Source organism: Clostridium putrefaciens (genome assembly GCF_900461105.1).
Classification (GTDB): Bacteria; Bacillota; Clostridia; order Clostridiales; family Clostridiaceae; genus Clostridium_L; species Clostridium_L putrefaciens.
In genome coordinates this window covers 1,839,121-1,865,263 of record NZ_UFWZ01000001.1, presented here as the reverse complement: position 1 = coordinate 1,865,263, position 26,143 = coordinate 1,839,121, and the positions used below count along the sequence as shown (strand labels likewise).

Genomic DNA, 26,143 nt, shown 5'->3' with positions numbered 1-26,143 from the left:
GGATGAGAGTTTTTTTTGTTTCAATTTTATAAAAATTATATTAGGGGGCATATGTATATGAAATACATGAGTTTGAATGAATTAAGAGAAACATATTTGAAATTTTTCGAGGCTAAAAATCATTTGGTAATAGAAAGTTTTCCGTTAGTTCCAAAAGAAGATAAAAGCTTACTACTTATAAATGCAGGTATGGCACCATTAAAGCCTTATTTTACAGGGCTTAAAACGCCACCAAGTAAAAGGGTGACCACATGCCAAAAATGCATCAGAACAGGAGACATAGATAATGTAGGTAAGACTTCAAGGCATGCTACCTTTTTTGAAATGTTAGGTAACTTTTCATTTGGAGACTACTTTAAAGATGAAATAATACCATGGTCTTGGGAGTTTGTTACTAAGGTTTTAGATATACCAAAAGATAAGTTATATGTAACTATTTATTTAGAAGATGATGAAGCTTTTGATATATGGGTAAATAAAACAGATATAGATCCAAATATGATATTTAGATTAGGAAAAGAAGATAACTTCTGGGAGATAGGTCAAGGACCTTGTGGACCATGCTCAGAAATACACTTTGATAGAGGTGAAGGTGAAATAAAAACTAAGGAAGATTTCATTGAAGCTTCAGAAAATGATAGAATAGTGGAATTTTGGAACCTGGTATTTACTCAATTTAATAAGGATGAAAATGGAGTATATAATAAGTTAGACCATCCTAATATTGATACAGGTATGGGGCTTGAAAGAATTGCTACAATTATGCAAGGAACAGAAAATATATTTGAAATTGATAGTATAAAGGATATACTATTACAAGTAGCAACCATATCAAAGGTTACTTATGGAAAAGAAAAAAATGTTGATGTGTCTTTAAGGATAATAGCAGATCATGCTAAAAGTGTGGCTTTTTTAATAGCCGATGGAGTTTTACCTTCTAATGAAGGAAGAGGTTATGTATTAAGAAGACTTCTTAGAAGAGCTGCAAGACATGGAAGGCTTTTAGGAATAAAAAGAACATTTATTAATGACATAGTTGAAAAGGTAATAGAAAATTATGGTGGCGCATATAAAGAGTTAATAGATAAAAAAGAGTATATAAATAAAGTTATACTACTAGAAGAAGAAAGGTTTAATGAAACTATTGATGCAGGCATAGACATATTAAAAGAATATATACAAGAATTCCAAAAGGAAGGTAAAACCTCTTTAGAAGGAATTAAGGCTTTTAAACTTTACGATACCTTTGGATTCCCTTTAGAGTTAACTGAAGAAATATTGAATGAAAAAGGGTTAACTGTAGATGTAGAAGGATTTAATAAAGAAATGGAACTTCAAAGAAAAAGAGCAAGAGGTGCTAGGAATGAAACAAACTATATGGGAAGTAATAGCGGCATATTGGAAGGCATAGATAAAGATTTAAATTCTAACTTTGTAGGGTATAAAAGATTTAAAGATACTTCGAAAGTATTGCTTTTAATAAAGGGAGAAGAAAACGTATCTACTTTAAAAGCTGGAGAAAGTGGAATTATATTAGTAGAAAGTACACCGTTTTATGCAGAAATGGGTGGGCAAGTAGGAGACCAAGGAATCATAGAAAATGACTTCTTTAAAGCTGATGTTTATGATTGTAAGAAGAATATCTCAGGAAAGATAATGCATTTTGTTAATGTTATTAATGGAGAAGTATCTATTAATGATGTGGTTAACTTAGAGTTAAATCATAAGCGAAGAAAAGCTATTTGTAGAAACCACACAGCTACTCATTTATTACATGAAGCTTTAAAAAGAGTTTTAGGAAATCATATTGCACAGTCGGGGTCTTACGTAGATGAGGATAAGTTAAGATTTGACTTTACGCATTTTGAAGGAGTTACATGGACGCAAATAAAAGAAGTAGAGATGCTTGTTAATGAAAAAATAATGGAAGCATTTAAAGTAACTACAGAAGAAATGACTATAAAGGAGGCTAAAGATACTGGTGCTATAGCTCTATTTGAGGATAAATACAAAGAAAATGTAAGGGTTGTATCTATAGAATCTTTTAGTAAAGAACTTTGTGGAGGAACCCATGTTAATAATTCTGGAGAGATAGGATTGTTTAAGATTTTATCTGAATCAGGGGTAGCTTCAGGGATAAGAAGAGTAGAGGCTATAACTGGATTTAAGTCTATAGATTATCTTGAAAACAAGGAAATGCGACTAAAAGAGAGTTCTTCAATTTTAAAATGTTCGGAAAAGGACCTTATAGTTAAAATTAATAGTAATATTGAAGAGTTAAAGGATAAAGAAAAAGAAATTTATCAGTTGAAATCTGAACTTGCAAAAGGATTAGAAGATGAAATGTTAAATGATGTAAAAGATGTGTTTGGATTTAAAATAATAACATCTGAACTTCAAAATATGGATTCAAATGAGTTGAGAGAGATTGCAGATAAATTAAGGAATAAGATTCAAAATAGTTTAATAGTTCTTGCTAGTAGCAAAGAAAATAAGGTTAATCTAGTCGCTATGGCATCAAAGGATGCGGTATCTAAAGGCGTACATTGCGGCAAGATAATAAAGAAAGCTGCAACTATAGCTGGCGGAGGCGGAGGCGGAAGACCTGATATGGCAGAAGCTGGTGGGAAGAATATTGAGAAGATTAAAGAAGCTTTAGAAAGCGTAGAAGAAACACTTAAAGAATTAATAAAGTAAAAATCTTTTCAATTATAAATAGGTATAATTTCTTCCTAATTTTTTTTATTCTAAACTCATAATTTATGTAGTGTACAATTTGGATGTTTTGATTTATAATATAAATATGAACATCGAGGATTTGAATAAGTGTAGATGTAAAGATAAACAATATATATTGAAATATCATTCTTACATTTAATTCATAATGTGTAAGGGGGTGAAGCTGCTTTAAACTTTTAGTTTTTTTGCAGCAAAAATATGAGTAATAATGAAAATACTATGCAGTTTGATTTTGATAGGGATAAACAAGCTTTAACTAAAAAGATACTTACAGAGGTTTTTGATTCTTTGCAGGAAAAGGGATATAATCCTGTAAATCAATTAGTAGGCTATTTAATTTCTGGAGATCCAACTTATATAACAAATTATAATGGTGCGAGGGCTTTAGTAAGAAAGCTTGAAAGAGATGAAATACTTGAAGAAGTTTTAAAATCTTATTTAGGTATAAAATAATAAGTGCCCTTTGGGGCACTTATTATTTTAATATTTTAAAAGGGGACAATTTATGCGGATATTAGGACTTGATATGGGAACTAAAACTATTGGGGTAGCTATAAGTGACCCTCTAGGTTATACAGCTCAAGGGATCACAACTATTAGAAGAAAAAATAAAAAAAGCGACTTAGACGAGCTTAGGACAATATGTGAAGAATATGGGGTAGAGACTATTGTAGTTGGTCTACCTAAAAATATGAATGGAAGCATAGGGCCTCAAGGAGAAAGTATATTAAGCTTTACAGAACATATAAAAAAAGCTTTAAATTTACCTATACAAATGTGGGATGAAAGACTTACAACAGTTGCTGCTGAAAGGGCAATGTTAGAAGCAGACCTTTCAAGAGCAAAGAGAAAGAAAATAATAGATAAGGTTGCAGCTACATATATACTTCAAGGTTACTTAGATAGAATCTCTAAGTAACATTTAGTGAAAATGGATGTAACTTTCAAAATGATATTAATAAGGGAGAGAATAAATTGGAAGAAAACGTAGATACAGTAGTTCTTGAAGACGAAGAGGGAAATGAAATTGAATTTGAAATAATTACAAAGTTTGATATAGAAGGAAATGAATACTTAATAGTATCTTCTATGCAGGAAAGTGAAACCGATGCAATTGCTTTAAAGATATTAAAAGATCATGAAGGAAATGATGTTTTAGTTACTGTAGACAATGATGAAGAATTTGAAATGGTAGCTGAAGCCTATGGTGCAATTTTCTCAGAGGATCAGCTTAATTAATTGGTGAAATGGGGTATTTATGATGTCAATTTTAACATCAGCACAAATTAATAAATTAAAAGAAGATCTAAAAGAAAGAGGATATAAGCTAACTCCTCAAAGAAGGGCTATAGTAGATACTATAATCGATAATGAGGGAAGTCATTTAACCGTTGAAGAAATTTATGATCAGGTTAAAAAAACATGCCCTGAAATTGGTTTAGCTACAGTATATAGAACTATAGTTTTACTTGAGGAGCTTGGCATAATATATAAATTAGATTTAAATGATGGGTGTAGTAGATATGAATTAGTTCATGAAGATGAAACTCATAGACATCATCATTTAATATGTAATAACTGTGGAAAAGTAATAGAGGTTCAAGGGGATCTTTTAGAATCGTTAGAAGAAAAAATTGAAAAAGGCTACAAATTCAAAATCAAAGATCACAGTGTAAAGTTTTTTGGTATTTGCGAAGAATGTTATAAAAAGGATAATAAAGACTAGCTGTGGTTTTTAACATAAAAGGAGGAAAGTTGATTTGAAAAAGGAAAAGGAAAAAGTAAAGATAATTCCTCTTGGCGGAGTCAATGAAATCGGTAAAAATTTGACCGTCATAGAATATAAAGAGGACATTATTGTAATTGACTGCGGGCTAAAGTTCCCTGATGAGGATATGTTTGGTATAGATATAGTAATACCAGATGTAACATATCTTATAAAGAACAAGGATAAGGTAAGGGGAATATTCTTAACTCATGGACACGAAGATCATATAGGTGCACTGCCTTATGTTCTTAAACAGCTAAATGTGCCTATTTACGGAACTAAGCTTACACTTGGAATAGTAGAAACAAAACTTAAGGAACATGGACTTTTAAGCACCACAGAATTAATAAGGGTAAGTCCTAAAGATATAATTAAATTGCAAAGTGTATCTGTAGAATTTATAAAAACTAATCATAGCATAGCTGATTCTGTAGCTATAGCTATCCATACTCCATTAGGAGCTATACTCCATACTGGAGATTTTAAGATAGACTATACACCGATAGATGGAGATGTAGCTGATTTATCTAGATTTGCTGATCTTGGAAGAAAAGGTGTATTACTTATGCTAGCAGATAGTACAAATGTTGAAAGATCAGGATACACAATGTCAGAAAGTACGGTTGGAGAAACTTTTAAAAATATATTTTCCACAGCTAAAGGAAGAATTATTGTTGCTACTTTCGCATCAAATATTCATAGAATTCAGCAGATAATAACAGCAGCTTCAAAATATAATAGAAAAGTAGCTGTTTCTGGTAGAAGTATGGAAAATATAGTTGGCGTAGCTACAGAACTTGGATATCTTAATTTCGAAAAGGACATACTTATAAATATAGACGCTATAAATAAGTATCCAAATGATAAGTTAGTTATTATAACTACAGGAAGCCAGGGAGAGCCAATGTCAGCATTAACTAGAATGGCTGCCTCTGAACATAGAAAAGTAAATATTATAGAAGGGGACATGGTAATTATATCAGCAACACCTATCCCTGGAAATGAAAAACTAGTGTCTAAAGTTATAAATCAATTATTTAAAAAAGGTGCAGATGTTATATATGAGGCTTTAGCTGATGTTCATGTTTCAGGGCATGCATGTCAAGAAGAATTAAAGCTTATGCATACATTAGTTAAACCTAAATTTTTTATGCCTGTGCATGGTGAATATCGTCATTTAAAGCAACACTTTGAACTAGCACTAAAGCTTGGTACACCAGAAGAAAAGATGTTGATTATGGATATTGGAGATGTAGTAGAAGTTAGCAGAGATGCCATAAAGAAAAATGGAACTGTACCTTCAGGCCAGGTATTTGTAGATGGTCTTGGTGTAGGAGATGTTGGTAATATAGTGTTGAGAGATAGAAAGCACCTATCCCAAGATGGAATTTTAACAGTAGTTATCACTATTGAAAAAGAAACAGGTAATGTTATCGCAGGTCCTGATATAATTTCAAGGGGGTTTGTGTATGTAAGAGAATCTGAAGAACTTATGGAAGAAGCTAGAGAAGTAGTGAAGAAATCTTTAAAAGTATGTGAAGAAAAACATTCAACAGATTGGGTTACTATGAAATCTACAATAAAAGAAGGTTTAAGAGTTTTTTTATATGAAAAAACAAAAAGAAGACCTATGATACTTCCTATAATAATGGAGATATAGTTAAATTAAACAAAAAAAAGTTATTTTATAAAAAAAAATATTTCGAATTAAAATGTATAAGCATTTAATGTAAAACTAAGCATATAAGCCATTTAAGAGGGATAAAATAAAATGCTTAGATGAAATACGTAAATAGAAATTTATCCTATATATTAATTATTATTAATTACTAAGTTGACATTTCAATAACATAATATTAGAATTAATATGGTTAAGAACAAAATTGGGTACTTTGGCGTATCCAATTTTGTTTTGTGTATAAGAATCAAATCTTAAATTTTGGAGGCTAAAACATGAGTTTATTTATAAGAAGCGATATTAGAAACGTGGCGATTATTGCCCACGTAGATCACGGCAAGACTACACTTGTAGATGCTATGCTAAAACAAAGTCATAATTATAGAGCAAATGAAAGAGTAGAAGAGAGGGTTATGGACTCTAATGATCTAGAAAAAGAGAGAGGAATAACTATCTTATCTAAAAATACAACTGTAACTTATAATGGAGTTAAAATAAATATAGTAGATACACCAGGTCATGCTGATTTTGGTGGAGAAGTGGAAAGAGTTCTTAAAATGGTAGATAGTGTTCTACTAGTAGTTGACTCATATGAAGGACCTATGCCTCAAACTAAGTTTGTTCTAAAAAAGGCATTAGAACTTGGACTAAATCCAATAGTTGTAGTAAACAAAATAGATAAGCCTAATGCAAGACCGGTAGAAGTTATCGATGAAGTTTTTGAACTATTTATTGAACTTGGCGCTACTGATGAACAATTAGACTTCCCTATAGTTTATGCTTCAGCTAAAGGAAATTATGCTAGATTAGATCCTGAAGATGGAAATATGGATATGGTACCTTTGCTTGATATGGTAATTAAAAGAGTAAAAGCACCAGAAGGATATATAGATCAACCACTTCAATTACTTATAACAACTATAGATTCTAATGAATATGTAGGTAGAATTGCTATAGGAAAGGTCCAAAGAGGAGTTATAAAGAAAAACGAAAGTGTTATTTTAATGTCTAGGACTGGAGAAAATAAGAATGCAAAAATATCTAACCTTTATGTATATAATGGAACTGCAAGAGAAGATGTACAAGAAGCTAAACTTGGAGATATAGTTGCATTAAGTGGGATAGAAGGAGTTAATATAGGTGATACTATAGCAGATGCTAGTGCACCAGAAGCTCTTCCATTCGTTGATATTGATGAGCCAACTTTAAGTATGAACTTTATGGTTAATGACTCACCTTTTGCCGGTAAAGATGGAGATTATGTTACATCAAGACACTTAAGAGACAGATTCATGAAAGAACTTGAAACTAATGTAAGTATGAGAATAGAAGAACTTTCTCCAGATTGCTTTAAGATCAATGGAAGAGGAGAACTTCATTTATCTATATTAATTGAAACTATGAGAAGAGAAGGATATGAGTTCCAAGTATCAAAACCTTCCGTTATATATAGAGAAGAAAATGGTAGAAAGTACGAACCGATAGAAAGATTAACTATAGATGTACCAGAAGAATTCATGGGAGTAATCATGGAAAAGCTAGGACCTAGAAAAGCTGAAATGGTTAATATGACTTCAGCTATAAACAGTTATGCAAGATTAGAGTTCTTAATTCCAGCAAGAGGACTTATTGGATTTAGAAATGAATTCATGACAGATACTAAAGGAAATGGAATAATGAACCACATATTTGAAGCATACGAGCCTTATAAGGGTGATATCCCTGAGAGAAAAAGAGGATCATTAGTAGTATTTGAAGATGGAGTAGCTATAACTTATGGTTTATATAATGCTCAAGAAAGAGGAAGCTTATTTATATCAGCAGGTACAGATGTTTATCATGGAATGATAGCTGGAGAATGTTCAAGAGGGGAAGATATTGAAGTAAATGTATGCAAGAAAAAACATTTATCAAATACTAGATCTTCAGGAGCAGATGACTCTTTAAAACTAACACCTATAAGCCCAATGTCACTTGAACAGTGTCTAGAGTTTATAACTAGTGATGAGTTAGTAGAAGTAACACCAAAAACTATTAGAATGAGAAAAAGAATTTTAGATGCTAACGAAAGAAAAAGAAAAAGCAGAGCTTAAATAATTCATTTAGGAGGATAAAATGGGTGGCGTAACTTTTGACTACATGGAAAAGTATTTAAGAGGACTAATACCTGACCACCAGGGCATGCTAAAAGAATTAGAAGAATATTCAATAGATAACAAAGTTCCAATAGTTCAAAAGGAAACAGGAAGGTTTTTAGAACTAATGGTAGATCTAAAAAAGCCTATGAGAATATTAGAACTTGGTACAGCTATTGGATATTCATCTATTTTAATGAGTATTGCTTCAAAAAGAAGTAGTAAGATTATTACTATTGAAAGAGATAAAGAAATGGTGGAAAAGGCTACAGTAAACATACATAAATATGGATTCGAAGATGATATAGAAATATTAGAAGGCGACTGCCTAGAAATAATTGAATCTATAGAAGATAAGTTTGATATTATATTTATGGATGCTGGAAAAGGTCATTATAATCACTTTTTGCCACACTGCTTAAGGCTTCTTAATAAGGATGGAATAATAATAGCAGATAATGTGCTTTTTAGGGGAATGGTTCCATCTGATGATTTAGTGAAGAGAAGAAAAATAACTATAGTAAAAAGAATGAGAACCTATCTTGAATTAGTTTCAAAGGATAAGGAACTTATTACATCTGTAATACCTATGGGTGATGGAATAGCAGTTACAAAAAGGAGGGGAATATGATGAGAAAACCAGAAATATTGGCTCCAGCAGGAAGTCTTGAAAAATTGATTACGGCAATTGATTTTGGTGCAGATGCAGTTTATTTAGGCGGTAGCAAATTAAATCTTAGGGCTTTTGCGGATAATTTTACTACAGAGGAAATAGAGCTTGGAGTTAAGTATGCTCATGATAGAGGAAAGAAGGTATATGTTACCTTGAATGTTTTTCCCCATAATGATGATATTATTGGTCTTGAAAACTATCTCAAAGAACTAGAATCTTTAAGAGTTGATGCATTAATAGTGTCAGACCCTGGAATTATAATGACTGCTAAAGAAGTAGTACCTAACTTAGAACTTCACCTCAGTACTCAGGCTAATAATGTGAATTGGAAGTCCGCCATGTTTTGGCATGGTGTAGGAGTAAAAAGAATTGTACTTGCAAGAGAATTATCATTAGTTGAAATTGAGGGAATTAGAAAAAATGTCCCATCTAGTTGTGAACTTGAAGCATTTGTACATGGATCAATGTGCATGTCTTATTCTGGAAGATGTCTCTTATCTAATTATATGACAGGAAGAGATGCTAATAGAGGAGCGTGTGCTCAGCCATGTAGATATAAGTACTACCTTATGGAAGAAAAAAGACCAGGAGAGTATTTCCAGGTTATAGAAGATGATAAGGGAAGTTACATAATGAATTCTAAGGATTTATGTATGATAGAACATATACCAGAGCTTGTTAAAAGCGGTATTTACTCCTTTAAAATTGAAGGAAGAATGAAAAGTTCATATTATGTTGCAGCTGTAGTAAAGGCTTATAGACAAGCAGTAGATACTTATTTCGAAGATCCTGAAAATTATACATTTGATCAAAGCTTAATTGAAATATTAATGAAAGTTAGTCATAGAGATTACCATACAGGATTTTATTTTGATGAACCTAATAAGCAAATATATGATACATCTTCTTATATAAGAGATTATGATATAGTTGGCGTAGTAAAGCATTATGATCCATTAACTAATATCGTTACTGTTGAACAGCGCAATAAGGTTTTAAATGGCGATAATTTAGAAGTACTAAGTCCTAATGGAAATGATGTTTCGGTATGCGTAAACAATATGACAGATGAATCAAATAATGATATAGATTCTGCTCCAAGGGCTCAAATGATATTTAAATTTTATACAGTTAATCCATTGAAACCCAAAGATATGCTCATTAAGAGCAAGGGGGCGAAATAATGAATAATCCTGTATTAATAGGTATTGCTGGTGGAACTGGATCTGGAAAAAGCACTATATCAAAAGAAATATATAGTGCTTTTGATGAAAGTTGCATAGCTATGATAGAACAAGATTCATACTATAAAGATCAAAGTTTTATGGATATAAATGAAAGAATTAAAACTAATTATGATCATCCTAAAGCTTTTGATACAGATTTACTTATTCAGCATTTAAAAGCTTTATTAAATAGAGAAACTGTTCAAAAACCAATGTATAACTTTGAAGAGCACACTAGACGTAAAGAGACTGTTAAAGTTGAATCTAGGGACATAATAATATTAGAAGGTATTCTTATATTAGAAGACCCTCGGATTAGGGAGTTATTAGACATAAAGCTTTATGTAGATACAGATGCAGATGTTAGAATTATAAGAAGGTTACTTAGAGATATGAATGAAAGAGGAAGAACTGTAGACTCAGTGATTACTCAATATTTAAATGTAGTAAGACCTATGCATTTACAATTTGTAGAACCTACAAAAAGGTATGCAGACATAATAATTCCAGAAGGTGGCCACAATAAAGTAGCTATAGATATAATAGTTGCCAACATAAAACATATATTGCAAAGTTAATAAAATTTGCTAAAAATGAATAAAACACCTCTCTACTGTCAACAATTTTAGATAGTGAGGTGTTTTTATGCTAAAAAGAATTAGAACTATAAAAATTATTTTAACATTACTGTTTATTATTTTAGTAGCAAGGATATTACAGATACAATATTTTAAGGGTGATGAACTTGAAGTAATTGCAAATTCTCAATATAGATATACAGAAAAGATAAATGAATTAAATTTTAATGTGTTAGATTCAAAAGGTAATGAATTAATGGAGTATGAAAGAAAATATATGTTAGCAGTAGACCTAATTACATTCAAAAGAAACAATAACTCTACAAGTGTGAGTAGTATATATGCATTTAGTTACATATTAAAAAATTATAACCAAGATTATGATCTTTCAAAAATGTTAATTTCAACTAATAGTTCTAAGATATATTTGAAATTAGATAAAGATACCTATGATAAACTAAAATTATTAAAGGATGTAAAAGGGATCTATATGTATGTTTATGATGAAGTAAATCGAAATGAAGCATGGAAAATTGAAAATATGATTACTAATTTAAAAGTTAATAAAGATGAAATAAAAAAAGTGAATTCTTTAGAATATAATATATATGAAAATACAAAAGGTAACAAAACCCCTACAGTAACCTTTGAAAAAAGGTTAGATGGAAGCATGCAGGATGGAAATTATAGTATAGATGATGAAAGAATAAATGTAAGATTAACCTTAGATAAAGATATGCAAGATTCAGTTAGAACAATACTAAATCAAGATAAATACAAACACTATGATCAAATAGGTGTAACTCTTGTAGAAGCTGATACAGGTAAGATAAAGGTAATGGCTCAAAGGGATGAAGAAAAACCTAATATCAATTTAGCCTCTACTACAGAAAATGGATATGTACCAGGTTCAATATTTAAGTTGTTAATAGAAGAAATAGCTATTGATAAGGGTGTGTTTTCAACAAAAAGCAAATTTAACTGTGAGTTTAATGAATATTCTATATGTAAAAGAGCGCATGGAAAATTAACATTAGAAGAAGCGCTTTTGATTTCTTGCAATAATATTTTTGCACAAGTAGGAAAGAAATTAGGTTGGGATACTATAGAAGAGTATGCAAAAAAACAAGGTATATTTGAAAAGGTTATCAATTTTAGCGGCAATTCCGAGGTAACAGGAGACTTTGCATTGCCTAAAGTATATGAAGATGGTCCACGTTTTTTGGCTATAGGACAAAATATGAGGATAACACCTATTCAAGCTACAAATATTATAAGCACAATAATAAATGATGGCATATATATAAAACCAAATATATTAGAAGGGTACATAGATAATTACAATAATATTATAAATCAGATACCTATAGAGCAAAAGCAAGTAATAAAAAAAGAAACAGCTAAAATTATGAAAGATCAAATGATGAAAGTTGTAAGAGAAGAAAAAGGAACTGGTAAAAATGCTTTAGTAAAAGGAGTAGAAACTGGAGGAAAAACAGGTACAACTACTAGAATGGAACCTGTTAAATCAAAGAATGAAGGTAAGGACTTTATGGAAAAACACTCTGATGGGTGGTTTGCTGGATATTATAAGTATAAAGGAAAATATTATTCCTTAGTAGTATTTGTAAAGGATATAAATGAGGAGAATCAAACAGGTGGTGGCGATGCGGGACCTATATTTAAAGAAATTGTTGAGAATTTTACAAAGTAAAATAAGAAAGCTAAACAGGAAACATTATATCGGTATCTGAATAGTATATTAATAAGCACTATTAGGAGGAGCACCTTTGTTATTAATTAATTATCTGTTAGATATGTTTGGCGGAATTACTGTACTTGCAGGATATGTTACTAGTGGGAATTCGTTTCCAAAGCCATTAGATGAAAAAGAGGAAGCTTATTATTTAGAGAGACTTAAAGAAGGGGATACTGAAGCAAAGGGGATTCTTGTAGAAAGAAATTTAAGGCTTGTAGCTCATATTGTAAAAAAATACTCTTATCCAGGTAAGGATATTGATGATCTCATTTCTATTGGAACAGTGGGACTGATAAAGGCTATAGATTCTTTCGATAATACCAAAGGAACTCGACTTGCAACTTATGCAGCACGGTGTATAGAAAATGAAATTCTTATGCTTATTAGAAATAATAAAAAGATTAAAAGTGAGGTATATCTACAGGACCCCATAGGGGTTGATAAGGAAGGCAATGAAATATCACTAATGGATGTTTTAAGTAGTGATGAAAATTCAGTAGTAGATTTAGTGGAGCAGAAAATAGAAATAACTAAGTTATATAGTAAGATTAGTACATCGTTACAGCCTAGGGAAAAAGTCATAATTGAAATGCGGTATGGATTAAGAGATGGTAGATACAGAACCCAAAGAGAAATAGCAAAACTTTTGGGTATATCTAGGTCTTATGTCTCAAGAATAGAAAAAAGAGCTTTAAAAAAGCTTTTAAAGGAGATGGAGTGTAAAAATAAAATATAAAAAATGTATGCTAAAATCCCTTTAATCTATTATGTATAAAAGGGATTTAGCATGTTTTGTAGAACTAGTATATCGGAGGTTTATTATAATGAAAATATGCGGATTAATAGGTAAAGACATACACCACTCTATATCTCCTAAAATTCACAATGAATATTATAAACAAAATCATATTAACTTTAAATATAAGTTATTTAATATGAATAAAAATGAATTAATTGAATTTTTAAAAGTGATAAACGAAAAGGAATATGGGGGATTTAATGTTACGATACCTTATAAGGAATATATAATAAATTATTTAGATGAGTTAACATATCCAGCAAGTTTAATAAGAGCAGTAAATACGATTTCAATTAGAAATGGTATTCTTATAGGTCATAATACAGATTACTTTGGGTTCATTTATAGCTTAGAGCATTGGAAAATAAAAGTGGAAGGTAAGGATGTATTAATATTAGGGAGTGGAGGGGCTGCTAAAGCAGTTTATTATGCATTAAAAGATTTAAAAGTAAAAGATATAGATATTGCAGGAAGGAATGTAGATCGAATAAGTAAGACTTTTCCTGTTGTTAGAAGTATAATTAATATAAATAATATAAAAAGCTTATACAAGTATGATATCATAATTAACTGTACACCATTAGGGAACATAAACAATGAAGTTATGCCAATAACACTAAAAGATTTTAAAGATGATTTAATAATTTATGATCTGAATTATATACCAGAAAAGACAAAACTACTACTAGATGCAGAAGATAAAGGGTTAAAAGCTATTAATGGAAGCATTATGCTAGAACAGCAAGCATATGAGTCTATAAATATATGGAACTTAAATACGTAAATATAGGAGGAATTATTTTGTTAGACTTAAATAAGTTATTAGAAATTACAACAAAAATGCAAGCATCAGATCTTCATCTTACTGTGGGTGTATCACCAACTGTAAGAATTAATGGAAGATTAAAGTCTATAGATGAGGATAAATTATCACAATACGAAACTGAAAAATATGCAAAGGATATATTAGGAGAATTATATGAAGAATACTTAAAAAAGGGTGAACTAGATATTTCTTATTCTGTAGCAGGACTTGGAAGGTTTAGAGCTAATGTATTTAAGCAAAGAGGAAGCAGTGCTCTTGCAATAAGAACTATATCATTAAAAGTTCCAACACTAAAGGAACTTGCACACCCACCTATAATAAAAGAACTGATAAATAAAAAAAGAGGACTTATACTCGTTACCGGTCCGACAGGTAGTGGTAAAAGTACTACTCTTGCAGCGATGATCAATGAAATAAACAATTCAAGAGAGGCTCATATAATTACTTTAGAAGATCCTATAGAATATTTACATAAACATAATAAATCTATAATAAATCAAAGGGAAATAGGAAAAGATAGTATTAGTTATAAAAATGCTTTAAGAGCAATATTAAGAGAAGATCCTGATGTTATACTAGTAGGTGAGATGAGAGATTTAGAAACTATATCTATAGCTATAACTGCAGCAGAAACAGGACATTTAGTATTATCAACATTACATACTATTGGAGCTACTAAAACTATAGATAGAATAGTAGACGTTTTTCCACCACACCAACAACAACAAATAAAAATACAATTAGCATCAGTACTTCAAGGTATTATATCTCAACAACTAATTGAAAAGTCAGACAAACAAGGAAGGGTTGCAGTACTTGAAACTATGGTGGTTACGGCAGCTGTACAAAATATGATTAGAGAAGGTAAAACTCATCAAATAGAATCATCCATACAAACTGGGAGTAAGTATGGTATGAAGAGTATGGATATGGCTTTAGCCGAGCTATATAAAAAAGGTATTATAACAAATGAAGTGGCTCTTAATTATTGTATAGATAAAGAGCTTTTAACTAGAATGTTATTACTTTAGCATTTATATATTAAAAAGGGCATTTTTAACTATAAGGTAAATGTAGTAATTGAGCCCACTAATTTGTTAGATTTATATTGAAAAACTATAAAAAATGTATAAAATTATTAAAAGGTTGTATTTAAAATTAACTTTTTATCCAAAAACCCTAATTGCATATAGTATTTAATTCGTATTTGTGCTAAAATAACTTTGAACTAGGGGGGATATGAATGGATATTTTAAATTCCTTTATTCAAATTTTATCCGCAACTTTTACAAATCTAGTATTTATAATATCAACATACTATTTATTACTTTCATTTTTTGGAATAATAAGATTTAAAAGTAAGAGGCAATTTGAGCCAAAGAAAAGTTTTGCTTTAATTGTAGCGGCATATAATGAAGAAAATGTTATCCAGAATATTATACATAGCTTAAATATGATGGATTACCCAAAGGAACTATATGATATAATTGTAATTGCAGATAACTGCACTGATAGCACAGCAAAGAAGGCTAGAAGGTCTGGTGCTAATGTGTTCGAAAGAAATATGAAGGATAAAAAAGGTAAAGGGTATGCATTAGAGTGGATATTTGATAAAATGTTCAAAATGGACAAAAATTATGATGCAGTTGTAGTTTTTGATGCAGACAATCTAGTAGATAAGAACTTTCTTAAAGAAATGAATAATAAATTATGTGATGGACACAAAGTTATTCAAGGATATTTAGATAGCAAGAATCCTAATGATACATGGATAACAGGCGGATATTCTATAGCTTTTTGGACTTCTAATAGAATGTTCCAACTTTCTAGAAGCAATCTTAGGTTATCTAACCAACTTGGAGGAACGGGGTTTTGTATAGATACGAGTATATTGAAAGAATTAGGGTGGGGAGCAACTTGCCTTACTGAGGATTTAGAATTTACTTGTAAACTTGTTTTAAATGGGCACAAGGTAGGTTGGGCCCATGATGCAATAATATATGATGAAAAGCCACTTACATTAGCGCAATCTTGGGCACAAAGAAGAAGATGGATGCAAGGATTTGCTGATGTATCTAGTAGATATTTCTTTAAACTTATAAAGAAAACCATAAAGGAATTTGATTTTGTGGCACTAGATTGTGCTCTTTACACAATACAACCAGTAATTATAATACTAGCTGGTATAGCTATGATTATGAATTTATTTCATACATTTGTAGCAGCACCACAACTTATAGCAACAACAATTGAAATAATAAAGACTGCTAATTTTACTATGATTAAGTTTGCAAGTATATTAGCAATGATAATGCAGTTTGTATACACACCATTTATATTAATTTTAGAAAAAAAGTTAAGCCTTAAAATATTCTTATATTATCTTATATATCCGATATATGCGGCTACGTGGATACCTATATCGGTGCAAGGTATAATTCATAAGGATAATAAAGAGTGGGCTCATACATTGCATACTAGGAATATAAACATACATGAACTTGAAAAGGCAAATTAATTAATATATTACGAAGACTAAGAGAACTCAAAGCTTTTTAAGAACTAGGGTTCTTTTAGTTTTTCAAAATATACAGATTAATATAAATAATATTTTTGGCATTATAAAGGAGATTTTCAAGAAATGTTGAATATATAAATATATGTGGCATTACTGAGGAAGGAGGTATTAGGGAGATATGGATAAACAATATATAGTAGGAGTAGATCTTGGTTCCTTTAAAGTTAGTGCAACATTAGGTATAATAGATGATTATGGTGAACTTAAAGTACTAGATAGTACTGTTTTAGAAAGTCAAGGAATCGAAAATGGAGAAATTATTGATATTAACTCAGTAGCAAGTGTTGTTAGAAGGTGCATAAACAATTTAGAATTGATAGTAAATGATCAAATAAAAGAAGTTTATTTAGGAATTCCAGCAGGAATGTGTAATATATTAGAGGGGAAAGGTGAGATAACCTTACAAAAAGAAGCGGATAAGATTGAAGAATATCATCTAGAAGAAGTTTTGACACTTTCAAAAGTTGATCTACCACTTACAGATGAAGAAATAATAGATATAATACCTTATAGATATACTGTTGATAATGATATAGAAATAAAAAATCCTATTGGTCTTAGTGCTAATAGGTTAGAGGCAAATACAAAGCTTGTAGTTGCAAAGAAGTCTATGATTATATCAAGGATAAAAGTCTTTCAGAGTATTGATATTGAGATAAAAGCCTTACTTATTCAATCAGAGCCCTCAAAGGATATGTATAAAGAAACTACCTATTTTAAAGAAAATGCCATGATAATAGATACAGGCTCTGATGGGAGTGATGTAGCTTATTATGAAAAAGGAATATTAGTAGATACCTTTTCCATTCCCTTAGGAGGTAGCATTATAACGAAAGATATTGCTTTTTGTAATAATATTAATAATAAGTCGGCAGAGAGCTTAAAAAAGAAAGATATTGATTTAAATGAAATTCTTATAGACACAAAGAAAGAAGAACATTTAATGCAATCTAATATAGTTGAACAGATTATTTTAGCTAGAGTTGAAGAAATACTATCTCTTATCGAAACAAAAAGTAGAGAAAGAGAATATGAGATAGATAGCATTGTATTATTAGGTGGCGGAATAAGTCTATTTAAAGGGATAGGGGATCTTGCTAATGGAATTATGAATAAACCTGTATACATATTAAATCCAAAAGAAACATCAAATAAACCTTTAGCAATTAATTCATTGGGTATTGTTAAAAATGTATATAATGAGTTAAATTTAAATAATAATTCAAGTGAAATTCAAGAGGATAAACAAACAAAAAATATTGATAAAGAAGATTTAGAATTAAAAAATTCAAGAATAAGAAAAAGAAATAATAAAAGCTTTATAAGTAAGATAAAAAAGGCTTTAGATGGATTTTTCTAAAGAGGAGGAATTATTTTGTTAGATTTTGATTTAGATGTTCAACAATTTGCACAAATAAAGGTAGTTGGATGTGGTGGCGGAGGAAATAACGCTGTTAATAGAATGATAATTGAAGGGCTTAAAAATGTAGAGTTTATTGCCATTAATACAGATAAACAAGCTTTGATGTTATCTAACGCTACACAAAAGATACAAATTGGTGATAAATTGACGAAAGGACTAGGAGCTGGGGCAAATCCTGAAATAGGAGAGAAAGCCGCTGAAGAAAGTAAAGAAGAAATATCCCAAGCCATAAAAGGTGCAGACATGGTTTTTATAACTGCAGGAATGGGCGGTGGAACCGGTACAGGAGCAGCTCCAGTAGTGGCTGAAATTGCAAAAGCTATGGGTATTCTAACTGTAGGAGTTGTAACAAAGCCTTTCCCTTTTGAAGGTAGAAAGAGAATGTTACATGCAGATATGGGAATAAATAATCTAAAGGAAAGTGTTGATACGTTGGTAACTATACCTAATGAAAAGCTTCTTTCTTTAGTAGATAAAAAAACTTCTCTTATGGAAGCTTTTAAAAAGGCAGATGACGTATTAAGGCAAGGTGTACAAGGTATATCTGATCTTATTACTATACCAGGTCTTGTTAATTTAGACTTTGCGGATGTAAGAACTGTAATGCTAGATAAAGGTCTTGCGCATATGGGAGTAGGTAAAGGAAATGGAGAAAACAGGGCTCAAGATGCGGCAAAACAAGCTATATCTAGTCCTTTACTAGAAACATCCATTGTCGGAGCTACAGGAGTACTACTAAATGTTACGGGAGGTTCAGATCTTGGTTTACTTGAAATAAACGAAGCAGCTGAAATAGTTCAAGGAGCTGCAGATCCAGATGCAAATATAATATTTGGTGCTGTAATAGATGAAAATCTAAAAGATGAGATAAGAATCACTGTTATTGCTACTGGATTTGAAGAAGAAACTTCTAAGAAACCTAAAAAGGATATGCAAAATGTAGTAAGTGATAAAAGCAACAAAGAGCCTATAGAAGAAGCTGCTGCCACTTCGGATACTTACGAAGATAGCCAGTTAGAAATACCGGCATTTTTAAGAAAACAGAGAAGATAAATATAGAAATAAAAAAACTTGATGAAATTGCATCAAGTTTTTTTTATTTTAATTTTTAATACTTATTAGAAGTTTAAAGTGTTTTTTGTAAAAAGATAATTTAAAAATAAATATATAACCTATATGAAATGACAAAATTTTGAATAATGTAGATATATAATGTTACTAAGGGAGTGGTGAAATTGATAGTTTATTTAGATGTACTGCTAATTGAAAATTTCATAGTAAATTTATTCTTAATATGTATAACCTCAGATACTATGAAGATAAAGCTCAAAGTTACAAATGCTATATTATCTGCAGTTTTTGCTACATCATATGTAATGGTTATATTGATACCAAAGTTAAATATCTTTAATGCAATTTATATAAAGATACCTTTAGTTATGGGTTTTATGATTATTGCATTTAAGAAGTTAAATGTAGGATTTATATTAAAATCTTCTGCAATTTACATTATATATTCGATGTTGTTAAGTGGATTATGTTTTTTTATGGGTATAAATAATATAAATATAATGGATCAAAATAAGACTTTGGAGAGCTTTTCTTATAAATATATATTAATGTCTATGATGATATTATATATATTCATAAATCGAATAATAAATTTTATAAAAGATAGATATATTGTTGATAATTTAATATATAGTGTAGAAATATTTTACAAAGGTAAAGTAAAATCTTTTAAAGGTTTTTTGGATACTGGAAATGAACTCAGGGAGCCTGCTACTGACTTGCCTGTTATTATTGTTGAAAGGGGGGCTTTAGGTGATATAACATTAGAAGAGAAAGAAAGATATATGATACCCTACCAAGTTGTAAATGGCTCTAAGGGAAGGTTACAGGGGTTTAAACCAGAATATATTACACTATCTTATAAGAAAGATGAAAAGGTATCCATTAAGCCAATAGAAGCCATTATATGTATATGTGACAATTCATTAAGCAAAGGTGGAGAGTATTCTGCTTTATTATCAAGAGGAATATTATAAAGGGGGTAAGAAGATGAATATTAAAGTACTTATTAATAGGATAATATCAAAGTTTGAATTATTTTTTAAGAAAATTTATTATATAGGAGGTAACGATGCACTACCTCCACCTTTAACAAGAGAAGAGGAAGAAGATTTAGTACTAAGGCTTATGAAGGGGGAAGAAACTGTAAGGAGTGTTTTAATAGAAAGAAATTTAAGATTAGTTGTTTATATAGCAAGAAAGTTTGAAAATACAGGTATAGCTATAGAAGATTTAATTTCTGTTGGAACTATAGGACTTATTAAAGCTGTAAATACCTTTAATCCGGAAAAAAAGATTAAGCTTGCAACCTATGGATCTAGATGTATAGAAAATGAAATACTAATGTACTTAAGGCGTAATAGTAAAATAAAAGCTGAAATATCATTTTATGAACCTTTAAATATAGACTGGGATGGAAATGAACTTTTATTATCTGATATATTAGGAACAGAAAGCGATATGGTATATAACATTATAGAAGATGAGGTGGATAAAGAATTATTATTTCTAGCCATGGAAAAGCTTAATGATAGAGAAAAAGAAATAGTTAAATTAAGGTTTGGATTAGTTGGGAAAAACGAAAAGACTCAAAAGGAAGTAGCTGATATGCTTGGTATATCACAATCTTATATTTCTAGATTAGAAAAAAGAATAATTAAAAGATTAAAAAAGGAAATAAATAAAATGTTATAGTTTGTCTCTAGTATAAAAGTTATTTCTTCAGGGAATAATTAAAATGCAATTACTCTGAAGGGACTGATTTTTATGATGATCAATAAGGTTGAAATTTGCGGAGTTAATACATCTAAGTTACCGGTTTTAAAAGATAAAGAAATGAAAAAGATGTTACTTGAGATTCAAAATGGGGATGATAGCTCAAGAGATGACTTTATTAAAGGTAATCTTAGATTGGTTTTAAGTGTGATTCAAAGATTTAATAATAGAGGAGAAAATGCAGATGACCTTTTTCAAGTAGGATGTATAGGTCTTATGAAAGCTATAGATAACTTTGATTTAAGTCAAAATGTTCGATTTTCAACCTATGCTGTTCCTATGATAATAGGAGAAATAAGACGATACCTAAGAGATAACAATTCTATAAGAGTTAGTAGATCTTTAAGGGATATAGCATATAAAGCTTTAATGGCAAGAGATAAATTAGTAAATGAAAACAATAAAGAACCTACTATATCTCAAATTGCAAAGGAACTAAATATCCCACGGGAAGAGGTTGTGTTTGCTTTAGATGCCATACAAGATCCAGTATCTTTATTTGAACCTATATATCATGACGGAGGAGATGCTATATATGTAATGGATCAAATAAAAGATACTAAAAATATTGATGACAGTTGGCTACAAGATATATCAATAAAAGAAGCCATGAAAAAGTTAAACAATAGAGAAAAACTTATATTAAATCTACGCTTTTTTGATGGGAGGACCCAAATGGAGGTAGCAGAAGAAATAGGTATATCACAGGCTCAAGTATCTAGGTTAGAAAAAACAGCATTAAAACATATGAAAAAGTACATATAAATATTATTAATGCATAAATTTATTCTAAGGTTCATATAGAAAATATTTACTAGGAGGTAAATCTAAATATGAACCTTAGAAATTTTTATAAAGGTCATAGAATTCATTATATACAATATTAATGTATTATGGGAATAAATATAAAGACGTATTTATATATTGAAAAACATCTTAAATGATAATTAAGTCAAATTAATAGGGGGGATTTTCATGGAAATGGATATGCATTCTATAAATAATATAAAGGTTATGGAAGTTATAGATATAAACACAGGAGTGAAACTCGGATATATAAAAGATGTAAAGGTTGATTGTGAAAATTACAAAATAGTTTCTGTAATAGTACCAGTTCAAAAGAATTCTTGGTTTAGTAAAATAGATGTTATAGAAATACCTTGGGAAAAGATTCTTAAAATAGGTGTAGATGTTATACTAGTTGATAATTATATAATTAGAGAAGATGCATAGTATGTAGAAATTACATAGAAAAGTGTGTATAATTAAATAAAATCAATAATTATGAAGAAAGGTGGGAATGCTTTGAAATGTCCATACTGCGCTTACGAAGAAAGTAGGGTTGTAGATTCTAGAGCTACAGAAGACAAGCTAGCGATTAGGAGGAGACGAGAATGTGTATCTTGTAGTAAAAGATATACAACCTATGAAAAAGTTGAAGACATTCCTATATTAGTCATAAAGAAAGATCTTGCAAGAGAATACTTTGATAAAAACAAGATAATAAATGGATTAATAAAAGCTTGTCAAAAAAGACCTATATCAAGGTCACAAATAGAGAGTTTAGCAAGTGATATAGAAAAAGAATTAAGTAATAGCATGACTACAGAAATAAAATCAGAGGATATAGGCGAAATGATTATGGACAGGTTAAAGGAAGTAGACGAAATATCTTATGTTAGATTTGCATCAGTATATAGACAATTTAAGGATATAAACTCCTTTATGGAAGAAATTAAAAGTATAATGAGTAAATAATATTTTAGCCAAGCTCTAGTAGTTTGGCTAAAATGTTATAAAGTTACTATGTATATTTAAAATACGTGATAACTATATTAAAATATATAAAGTTAAAATATGGTTTTGTTGATGGAGGAATTTAGTGAAAGATATATTGATAGATAAAAGGTTTCAGTTTATTCATGAAGTTATTGGTGGAGCTAATTTTTATTTTTCCACATCTTATAATGAAGTAAGTTTTAAAATAGACGAGAATGATGGAATCTTAAATATAAATAAATTAAAAGATATTATGAACTTAAAGGAAATTAAATATTTAAAACAATTGCATAGTGACATTATAAAGGTTAATCCAAAAGGTGAAGAAATAGGTGATGCAATCATCTGTAAAAAGAGGGATATAGCTATTGGGGTTTTTACAGCAGACTGTGCACCTATACTTATTTTTGACAAAGACACAAAAGCTATGGCAGCTGTTCATAGTGGATGGAGAGGAACTTATAAATTGATTTTGCTTAAGACATTACAGAAAATGAAGGAGGAGTATGGAACTAAGGCAGAGAATATTGTAGCTTATATAGGTCCACATAATGGGGTATGTTGCTATGAAGTAGGTGAGGGAGTTAAGGAAGAATTTAAAAAGGAAGAATTTTATAATAATAAAAGTATATTTGAAGGAAATAATTTAAATATAACGGCCTGTCTTAAGTATCAACTAAATTCATTCGGAGTCTTAGAACAGAATATATTTGATGATAATTTATGTACATATTGTGCAAAAGATTATAAATTACACTCTTATAGAAAAACAGGAGTTAATTCAGGTAGGTTATTTTCTTTTTTATATTATAGTTAAGTGAATGAAGTATCTAACATTTTAAGCGTGTTTATCAAAGTAGATTAAGATCTACTAAAAGTAAAAAGATACGGAGGGCTAATTATGTCTAAAGAAAAGATATTAATAGTAGATGATGAAGAACATATAATAGAGCTACTAAAATTTAATATAGAAAAATCAGGATATGAAGTAGTGGTGGCTATGGATGGTAATAATGCTATAAGTAAAGCTAAAAGTGAAATACCTAAACTTATATTGCTAGATTTAATGCTTCCAGGCATGGATGGATATGATGTATGTAAAGAAATAAGAAAAGATAACTTAATAGCTCATATTCCTATAATAATGTTAACAGCAAAAGGTGAGGAGTTAGATAAGATAATAGGATTAGAGTTAGGGGCAGATGATTATATAACTAAGCCTTTTTCTGTTAGAGAATTAACAGCAAGAGTTAAGGCTGTTTTAAGGAGGGTAAATACAAAACCTTTAGATGTAAGATATAACTTTTCTAATATAACTATAGATTTTGAAAAACATGAAGTTATAAAGGATACTAAAAAGATAGATTTAACTCTTAAAGAATTTGAACTTTTAGAAGTTTTAATTAAAAATAAGGGAAAGGTTTTAACAAGAGAAATGCTTTTAGATAAGATATGGGGATATGAATACATAGGAGAAACGAGAACAGTAGATGTTCATATAAGGCATCTAAGACAAAAGATAGAGGATGATGACAAAAGCCCTAAATACATAGAGACTATAAGGGGTATTGGGTATAGGTTTAATAATGAGTATAGGAGAGACTAGCTATGAAGAAAAAAATTATGTTCTTTGTGCTAGGTATAATAACGTTTAGTCTTATACTTGTGAGCTCAATATTTGTTATCATATGGAATTATCAATATTTAGAGCAAACAAAAAGTAATATTAGTATAGATAATAAGTTGATAGCAAATAGTATAAAAGATAAGACACGTGAAGAAACATTAATATGGCTAAACGAAAGTATTGATGAGTCGCATATTAGAGTTACATACATTGATGAAAAAGGTGAAGTCATAATTGATACACTAAAAGATGAAGAAGATATGGATAACCATAATTTAAGGAAAGAAGTTTCGGATGCTATAAGAAATGGCGAAGGGGAAAGTGTTAGATATAGCAATACCCTAGAGAAAGATATGGTATATAATGCTTTGCTATTAGAAGATGGATCTATACTAAGGATGTCAATGGGTATTGATAGTATGAAAAGTGTTCAACAAAGATATTTAAAGTATTATATTTTAACTTTGATTTTAGTAATAGCGGTGTCGGTTTTATTATCCTCTAAATTTAGTCATTTTATAGTAAAACCTATAGAGGAACTTCAATTACTTACATCAAAGGTTGCAAGTGGAGATTTACATAGAAGGGTAAATATATTAACAAATGATGAGATAGGAAAGCTTGGAAGAACTTTTAATGATATGGCAGATAAACTTGAGAGTACCATAAAAGAAGCTGTGGACAGGCAAGATAAGTTAGAGGCTATACTTAAAAGTATGGATAGTGGTGTTATTGCAGTAGATGAAAACTACAATGTTATTATAATTAACCCATATGCAAAAAAAATATTTGGTATAGGAAAGAATATTATTGGTGAAAATCTTATGGAGCATATAAGAGATTTTGAATTAGAAAACGTATTTAAAGAAAGAAAGGATGAGTATAAGGAAATAAATATACTTTGGCCTTCACAAAAAGAATTAAGGGTAAAAACAGGAGATATAATAAGTGATGGAAAGCTTATAGGTACTGTAGCCGTGGTACAAGATATAACAGATCTTAAAAAGTTAGAAAATATGAGAACACAATTTGTAGCAAATGTATCTCATGAATTAAAGACACCATTAACTTCTATTAGGGGGTTTGCAGAAACATTAAGATATGTAGATGATGATGAGAAAAAGGACAGATTCTTAAATATAATAAATGAAGAGGCTGAAAGACTTACAAGGCTTATTGAAGATATATTAACTCTTTCTGATATAGAACAACGTAAGGACGAAAAGAGTTTTGATATTAATGTTGAATATAAAATTAATGATATTTATTATTTAATGAAAAGTGTAGCAGCTAATAAAGATATAAGCATTACACTAAATCTTGAAACTGATATTATTTTATATGGAAATGAAGATAGATTTACACAAATGATGATAAATCTTATAGATAACGCTATAAAATATTCAGATAATGGATCTAGCATTTATATAAGTTCTAAAACACATAAAAAAGACTGTATAATAATAGTAGAAGATACAGGGGTTGGTATTCAACAAGAACATATATATAGACTCTTTGAAAGGTTTTATAGAGTTGATAAAGCTAGGTCTAGGGCTAATGGGGGAACAGGACTTGGACTTGCTATAGTAAAGCATATAGTATTAGGATTTGGTGGGAATATAGATGTTAAAAGTGAAGTTTCTAAAGGAAGTAAATTTATAATTACATTACCTTTAAAAAAAGGGCTCTAAAAGAGTCCTTTTTTTGA

The 26,143-nt window shown here is 29.9% G+C and carries 25 protein-coding genes; all 25 read left to right on the top strand.

The window, feature by feature from the left end; all coding sequences use genetic code 11:
* Positions 1–57 precede the first annotated feature (57 nt).
* The 25 genes from alaS (at position 58) to DY168_RS08080 (ending at position 26,126) form a co-directional block, all read left to right on the top strand.
* Positions 58–2,697, top strand: a complete 2,640-nt coding sequence (alaS, locus tag DY168_RS08200; protein WP_115641331.1) for an alanine--tRNA ligase — start codon at positions 58–60, stop codon at positions 2,695–2,697.
* A gap of 240 nt (positions 2,698–2,937) precedes the next feature.
* Positions 2,938–3,192 carry an IreB family regulatory phosphoprotein gene (locus DY168_RS08195; protein ID WP_104408972.1) on the top strand — a complete coding sequence of 85 codons (255 nt, stop codon included), beginning with the start codon at positions 2,938–2,940 and terminating at the stop codon, positions 3,190–3,192.
* Between the two features lie 52 nt (positions 3,193–3,244).
* On the top strand, positions 3,245–3,658 hold the full coding sequence (gene ruvX / locus DY168_RS08190) for a Holliday junction resolvase RuvX (protein WP_115641330.1): 414 nt from the start codon (positions 3,245–3,247) through the stop codon (positions 3,656–3,658).
* Positions 3,659–3,714: 56 nt separating this feature from the next.
* The gene (locus DY168_RS08185) at positions 3,715–3,978 is read left to right on the top strand and encodes a DUF1292 domain-containing protein (RefSeq protein ID WP_115641329.1); all 264 of its coding nucleotides are present in this window, start codon (positions 3,715–3,717) and stop codon (positions 3,976–3,978) included.
* Positions 3,979–4,000: 22 nt separating this feature from the next.
* Positions 4,001–4,465 (top strand): Fur family transcriptional regulator, encoded by a 465-nt coding sequence (locus tag DY168_RS08180; RefSeq protein WP_115641328.1) that lies wholly within the window; start codon positions 4,001–4,003, stop codon positions 4,463–4,465.
* A gap of 34 nt (positions 4,466–4,499) precedes the next feature.
* Positions 4,500–6,167, top strand: coding sequence for a ribonuclease J (locus tag DY168_RS08175; protein ID WP_115641327.1), 1,668 nt, complete (start codon positions 4,500–4,502; stop codon positions 6,165–6,167).
* 293 nt (positions 6,168–6,460) lie between these two features.
* Positions 6,461–8,278, top strand: coding sequence for a translational GTPase TypA (gene typA / locus DY168_RS08170; RefSeq protein WP_115641326.1), 1,818 nt, complete (start codon positions 6,461–6,463; stop codon positions 8,276–8,278).
* A 22-nt stretch (positions 8,279–8,300) separates the two neighbouring features.
* On the top strand, positions 8,301–8,951 hold the full coding sequence (locus tag DY168_RS08165; RefSeq protein ID WP_115641325.1) for an O-methyltransferase: 651 nt from the start codon (positions 8,301–8,303) through the stop codon (positions 8,949–8,951).
* Positions 8,951–10,177, top strand: a complete 1,227-nt coding sequence (locus tag DY168_RS08160; protein WP_115641324.1) for a peptidase U32 family protein — start codon at positions 8,951–8,953, stop codon at positions 10,175–10,177. The genes DY168_RS08165 and DY168_RS08160 overlap by 1 nt, the downstream gene beginning before the upstream one ends.
* Positions 10,177–10,797: a uridine kinase gene (gene udk, locus DY168_RS08155; RefSeq protein WP_115641323.1), complete on the top strand. Its 621-nt coding sequence runs from the start codon at positions 10,177–10,179 to the stop codon at positions 10,795–10,797. The genes DY168_RS08160 and udk overlap by 1 nt, the downstream gene beginning before the upstream one ends.
* 67 nt (positions 10,798–10,864) lie before the next feature.
* A complete protein-coding gene (locus tag DY168_RS08150) occupies positions 10,865–12,511 on the top strand; it encodes a penicillin-binding transpeptidase domain-containing protein (RefSeq protein ID WP_115641322.1) in 1,647 nt (548 codons plus the stop codon).
* Between the two features lie 76 nt (positions 12,512–12,587).
* Entirely contained in the window at positions 12,588–13,292 is a 705-nt protein-coding gene (sigK, locus tag DY168_RS08145; RefSeq protein ID WP_115641321.1) for an RNA polymerase sporulation sigma factor SigK, read from the top strand.
* Between the two features lie 88 nt (positions 13,293–13,380).
* Positions 13,381–14,139, top strand: a complete 759-nt coding sequence (gene aroE, locus DY168_RS08140; protein WP_115641320.1) for a shikimate dehydrogenase — start codon at positions 13,381–13,383, stop codon at positions 14,137–14,139.
* A 17-nt stretch (positions 14,140–14,156) separates the two neighbouring features.
* The gene (locus DY168_RS08135; protein ID WP_115641319.1) at positions 14,157–15,212 is read left to right on the top strand and encodes a type IV pilus twitching motility protein PilT; all 1,056 of its coding nucleotides are present in this window, start codon (positions 14,157–14,159) and stop codon (positions 15,210–15,212) included.
* A 212-nt stretch (positions 15,213–15,424) separates the two neighbouring features.
* The gene (locus DY168_RS08130; protein WP_115641318.1) at positions 15,425–16,699 is read left to right on the top strand and encodes a glycosyltransferase family 2 protein; all 1,275 of its coding nucleotides are present in this window, start codon (positions 15,425–15,427) and stop codon (positions 16,697–16,699) included.
* Positions 16,700–16,877: 178 nt separating this feature from the next.
* A complete protein-coding gene (ftsA, locus tag DY168_RS08125) occupies positions 16,878–18,119 on the top strand; it encodes a cell division protein FtsA (protein WP_115641317.1) in 1,242 nt (413 codons plus the stop codon).
* A gap of 15 nt (positions 18,120–18,134) precedes the next feature.
* Positions 18,135–19,235 (top strand): cell division protein FtsZ, encoded by a 1,101-nt coding sequence (ftsZ, locus tag DY168_RS08120; RefSeq protein ID WP_115641316.1) that lies wholly within the window; start codon positions 18,135–18,137, stop codon positions 19,233–19,235.
* Between the two features lie 182 nt (positions 19,236–19,417).
* Positions 19,418–20,230, top strand: coding sequence for a sigma-E processing peptidase SpoIIGA (gene spoIIGA / locus DY168_RS08115; protein WP_172556300.1), 813 nt, complete (start codon positions 19,418–19,420; stop codon positions 20,228–20,230).
* Between the two features lie 13 nt (positions 20,231–20,243).
* The gene (gene sigE / locus DY168_RS08110; RefSeq protein WP_115641314.1) at positions 20,244–20,948 is read left to right on the top strand and encodes an RNA polymerase sporulation sigma factor SigE; all 705 of its coding nucleotides are present in this window, start codon (positions 20,244–20,246) and stop codon (positions 20,946–20,948) included.
* Positions 20,949–21,020: 72 nt separating this feature from the next.
* Positions 21,021–21,794, top strand: coding sequence for an RNA polymerase sporulation sigma factor SigG (gene sigG / locus DY168_RS08105; RefSeq protein ID WP_115641313.1), 774 nt, complete (start codon positions 21,021–21,023; stop codon positions 21,792–21,794).
* 210 nt (positions 21,795–22,004) lie between these two features.
* Entirely contained in the window at positions 22,005–22,262 is a 258-nt protein-coding gene (locus tag DY168_RS08100; protein WP_115641312.1) for a YlmC/YmxH family sporulation protein, read from the top strand.
* 72 nt (positions 22,263–22,334) lie between these two features.
* Complete coding sequence (nrdR, locus tag DY168_RS08095) at positions 22,335–22,787, top strand: transcriptional regulator NrdR (RefSeq protein WP_115641311.1); 453 nt, start codon at positions 22,335–22,337, stop codon at positions 22,785–22,787.
* 124 nt (positions 22,788–22,911) lie between these two features.
* Positions 22,912–23,625, top strand: a complete 714-nt coding sequence (gene pgeF / locus DY168_RS08090; protein WP_115641310.1) for a peptidoglycan editing factor PgeF — start codon at positions 22,912–22,914, stop codon at positions 23,623–23,625.
* An 84-nt stretch (positions 23,626–23,709) separates the two neighbouring features.
* Positions 23,710–24,414, top strand: a complete 705-nt coding sequence (locus DY168_RS08085; RefSeq protein WP_115641309.1) for a winged helix-turn-helix domain-containing protein — start codon at positions 23,710–23,712, stop codon at positions 24,412–24,414.
* Between the two features lie 2 nt (positions 24,415–24,416).
* On the top strand, positions 24,417–26,126 hold the full coding sequence (locus DY168_RS08080; protein ID WP_115641308.1) for an ATP-binding protein: 1,710 nt from the start codon (positions 24,417–24,419) through the stop codon (positions 26,124–26,126).
* Positions 26,127–26,143: the final 17 nt, after the last annotated feature.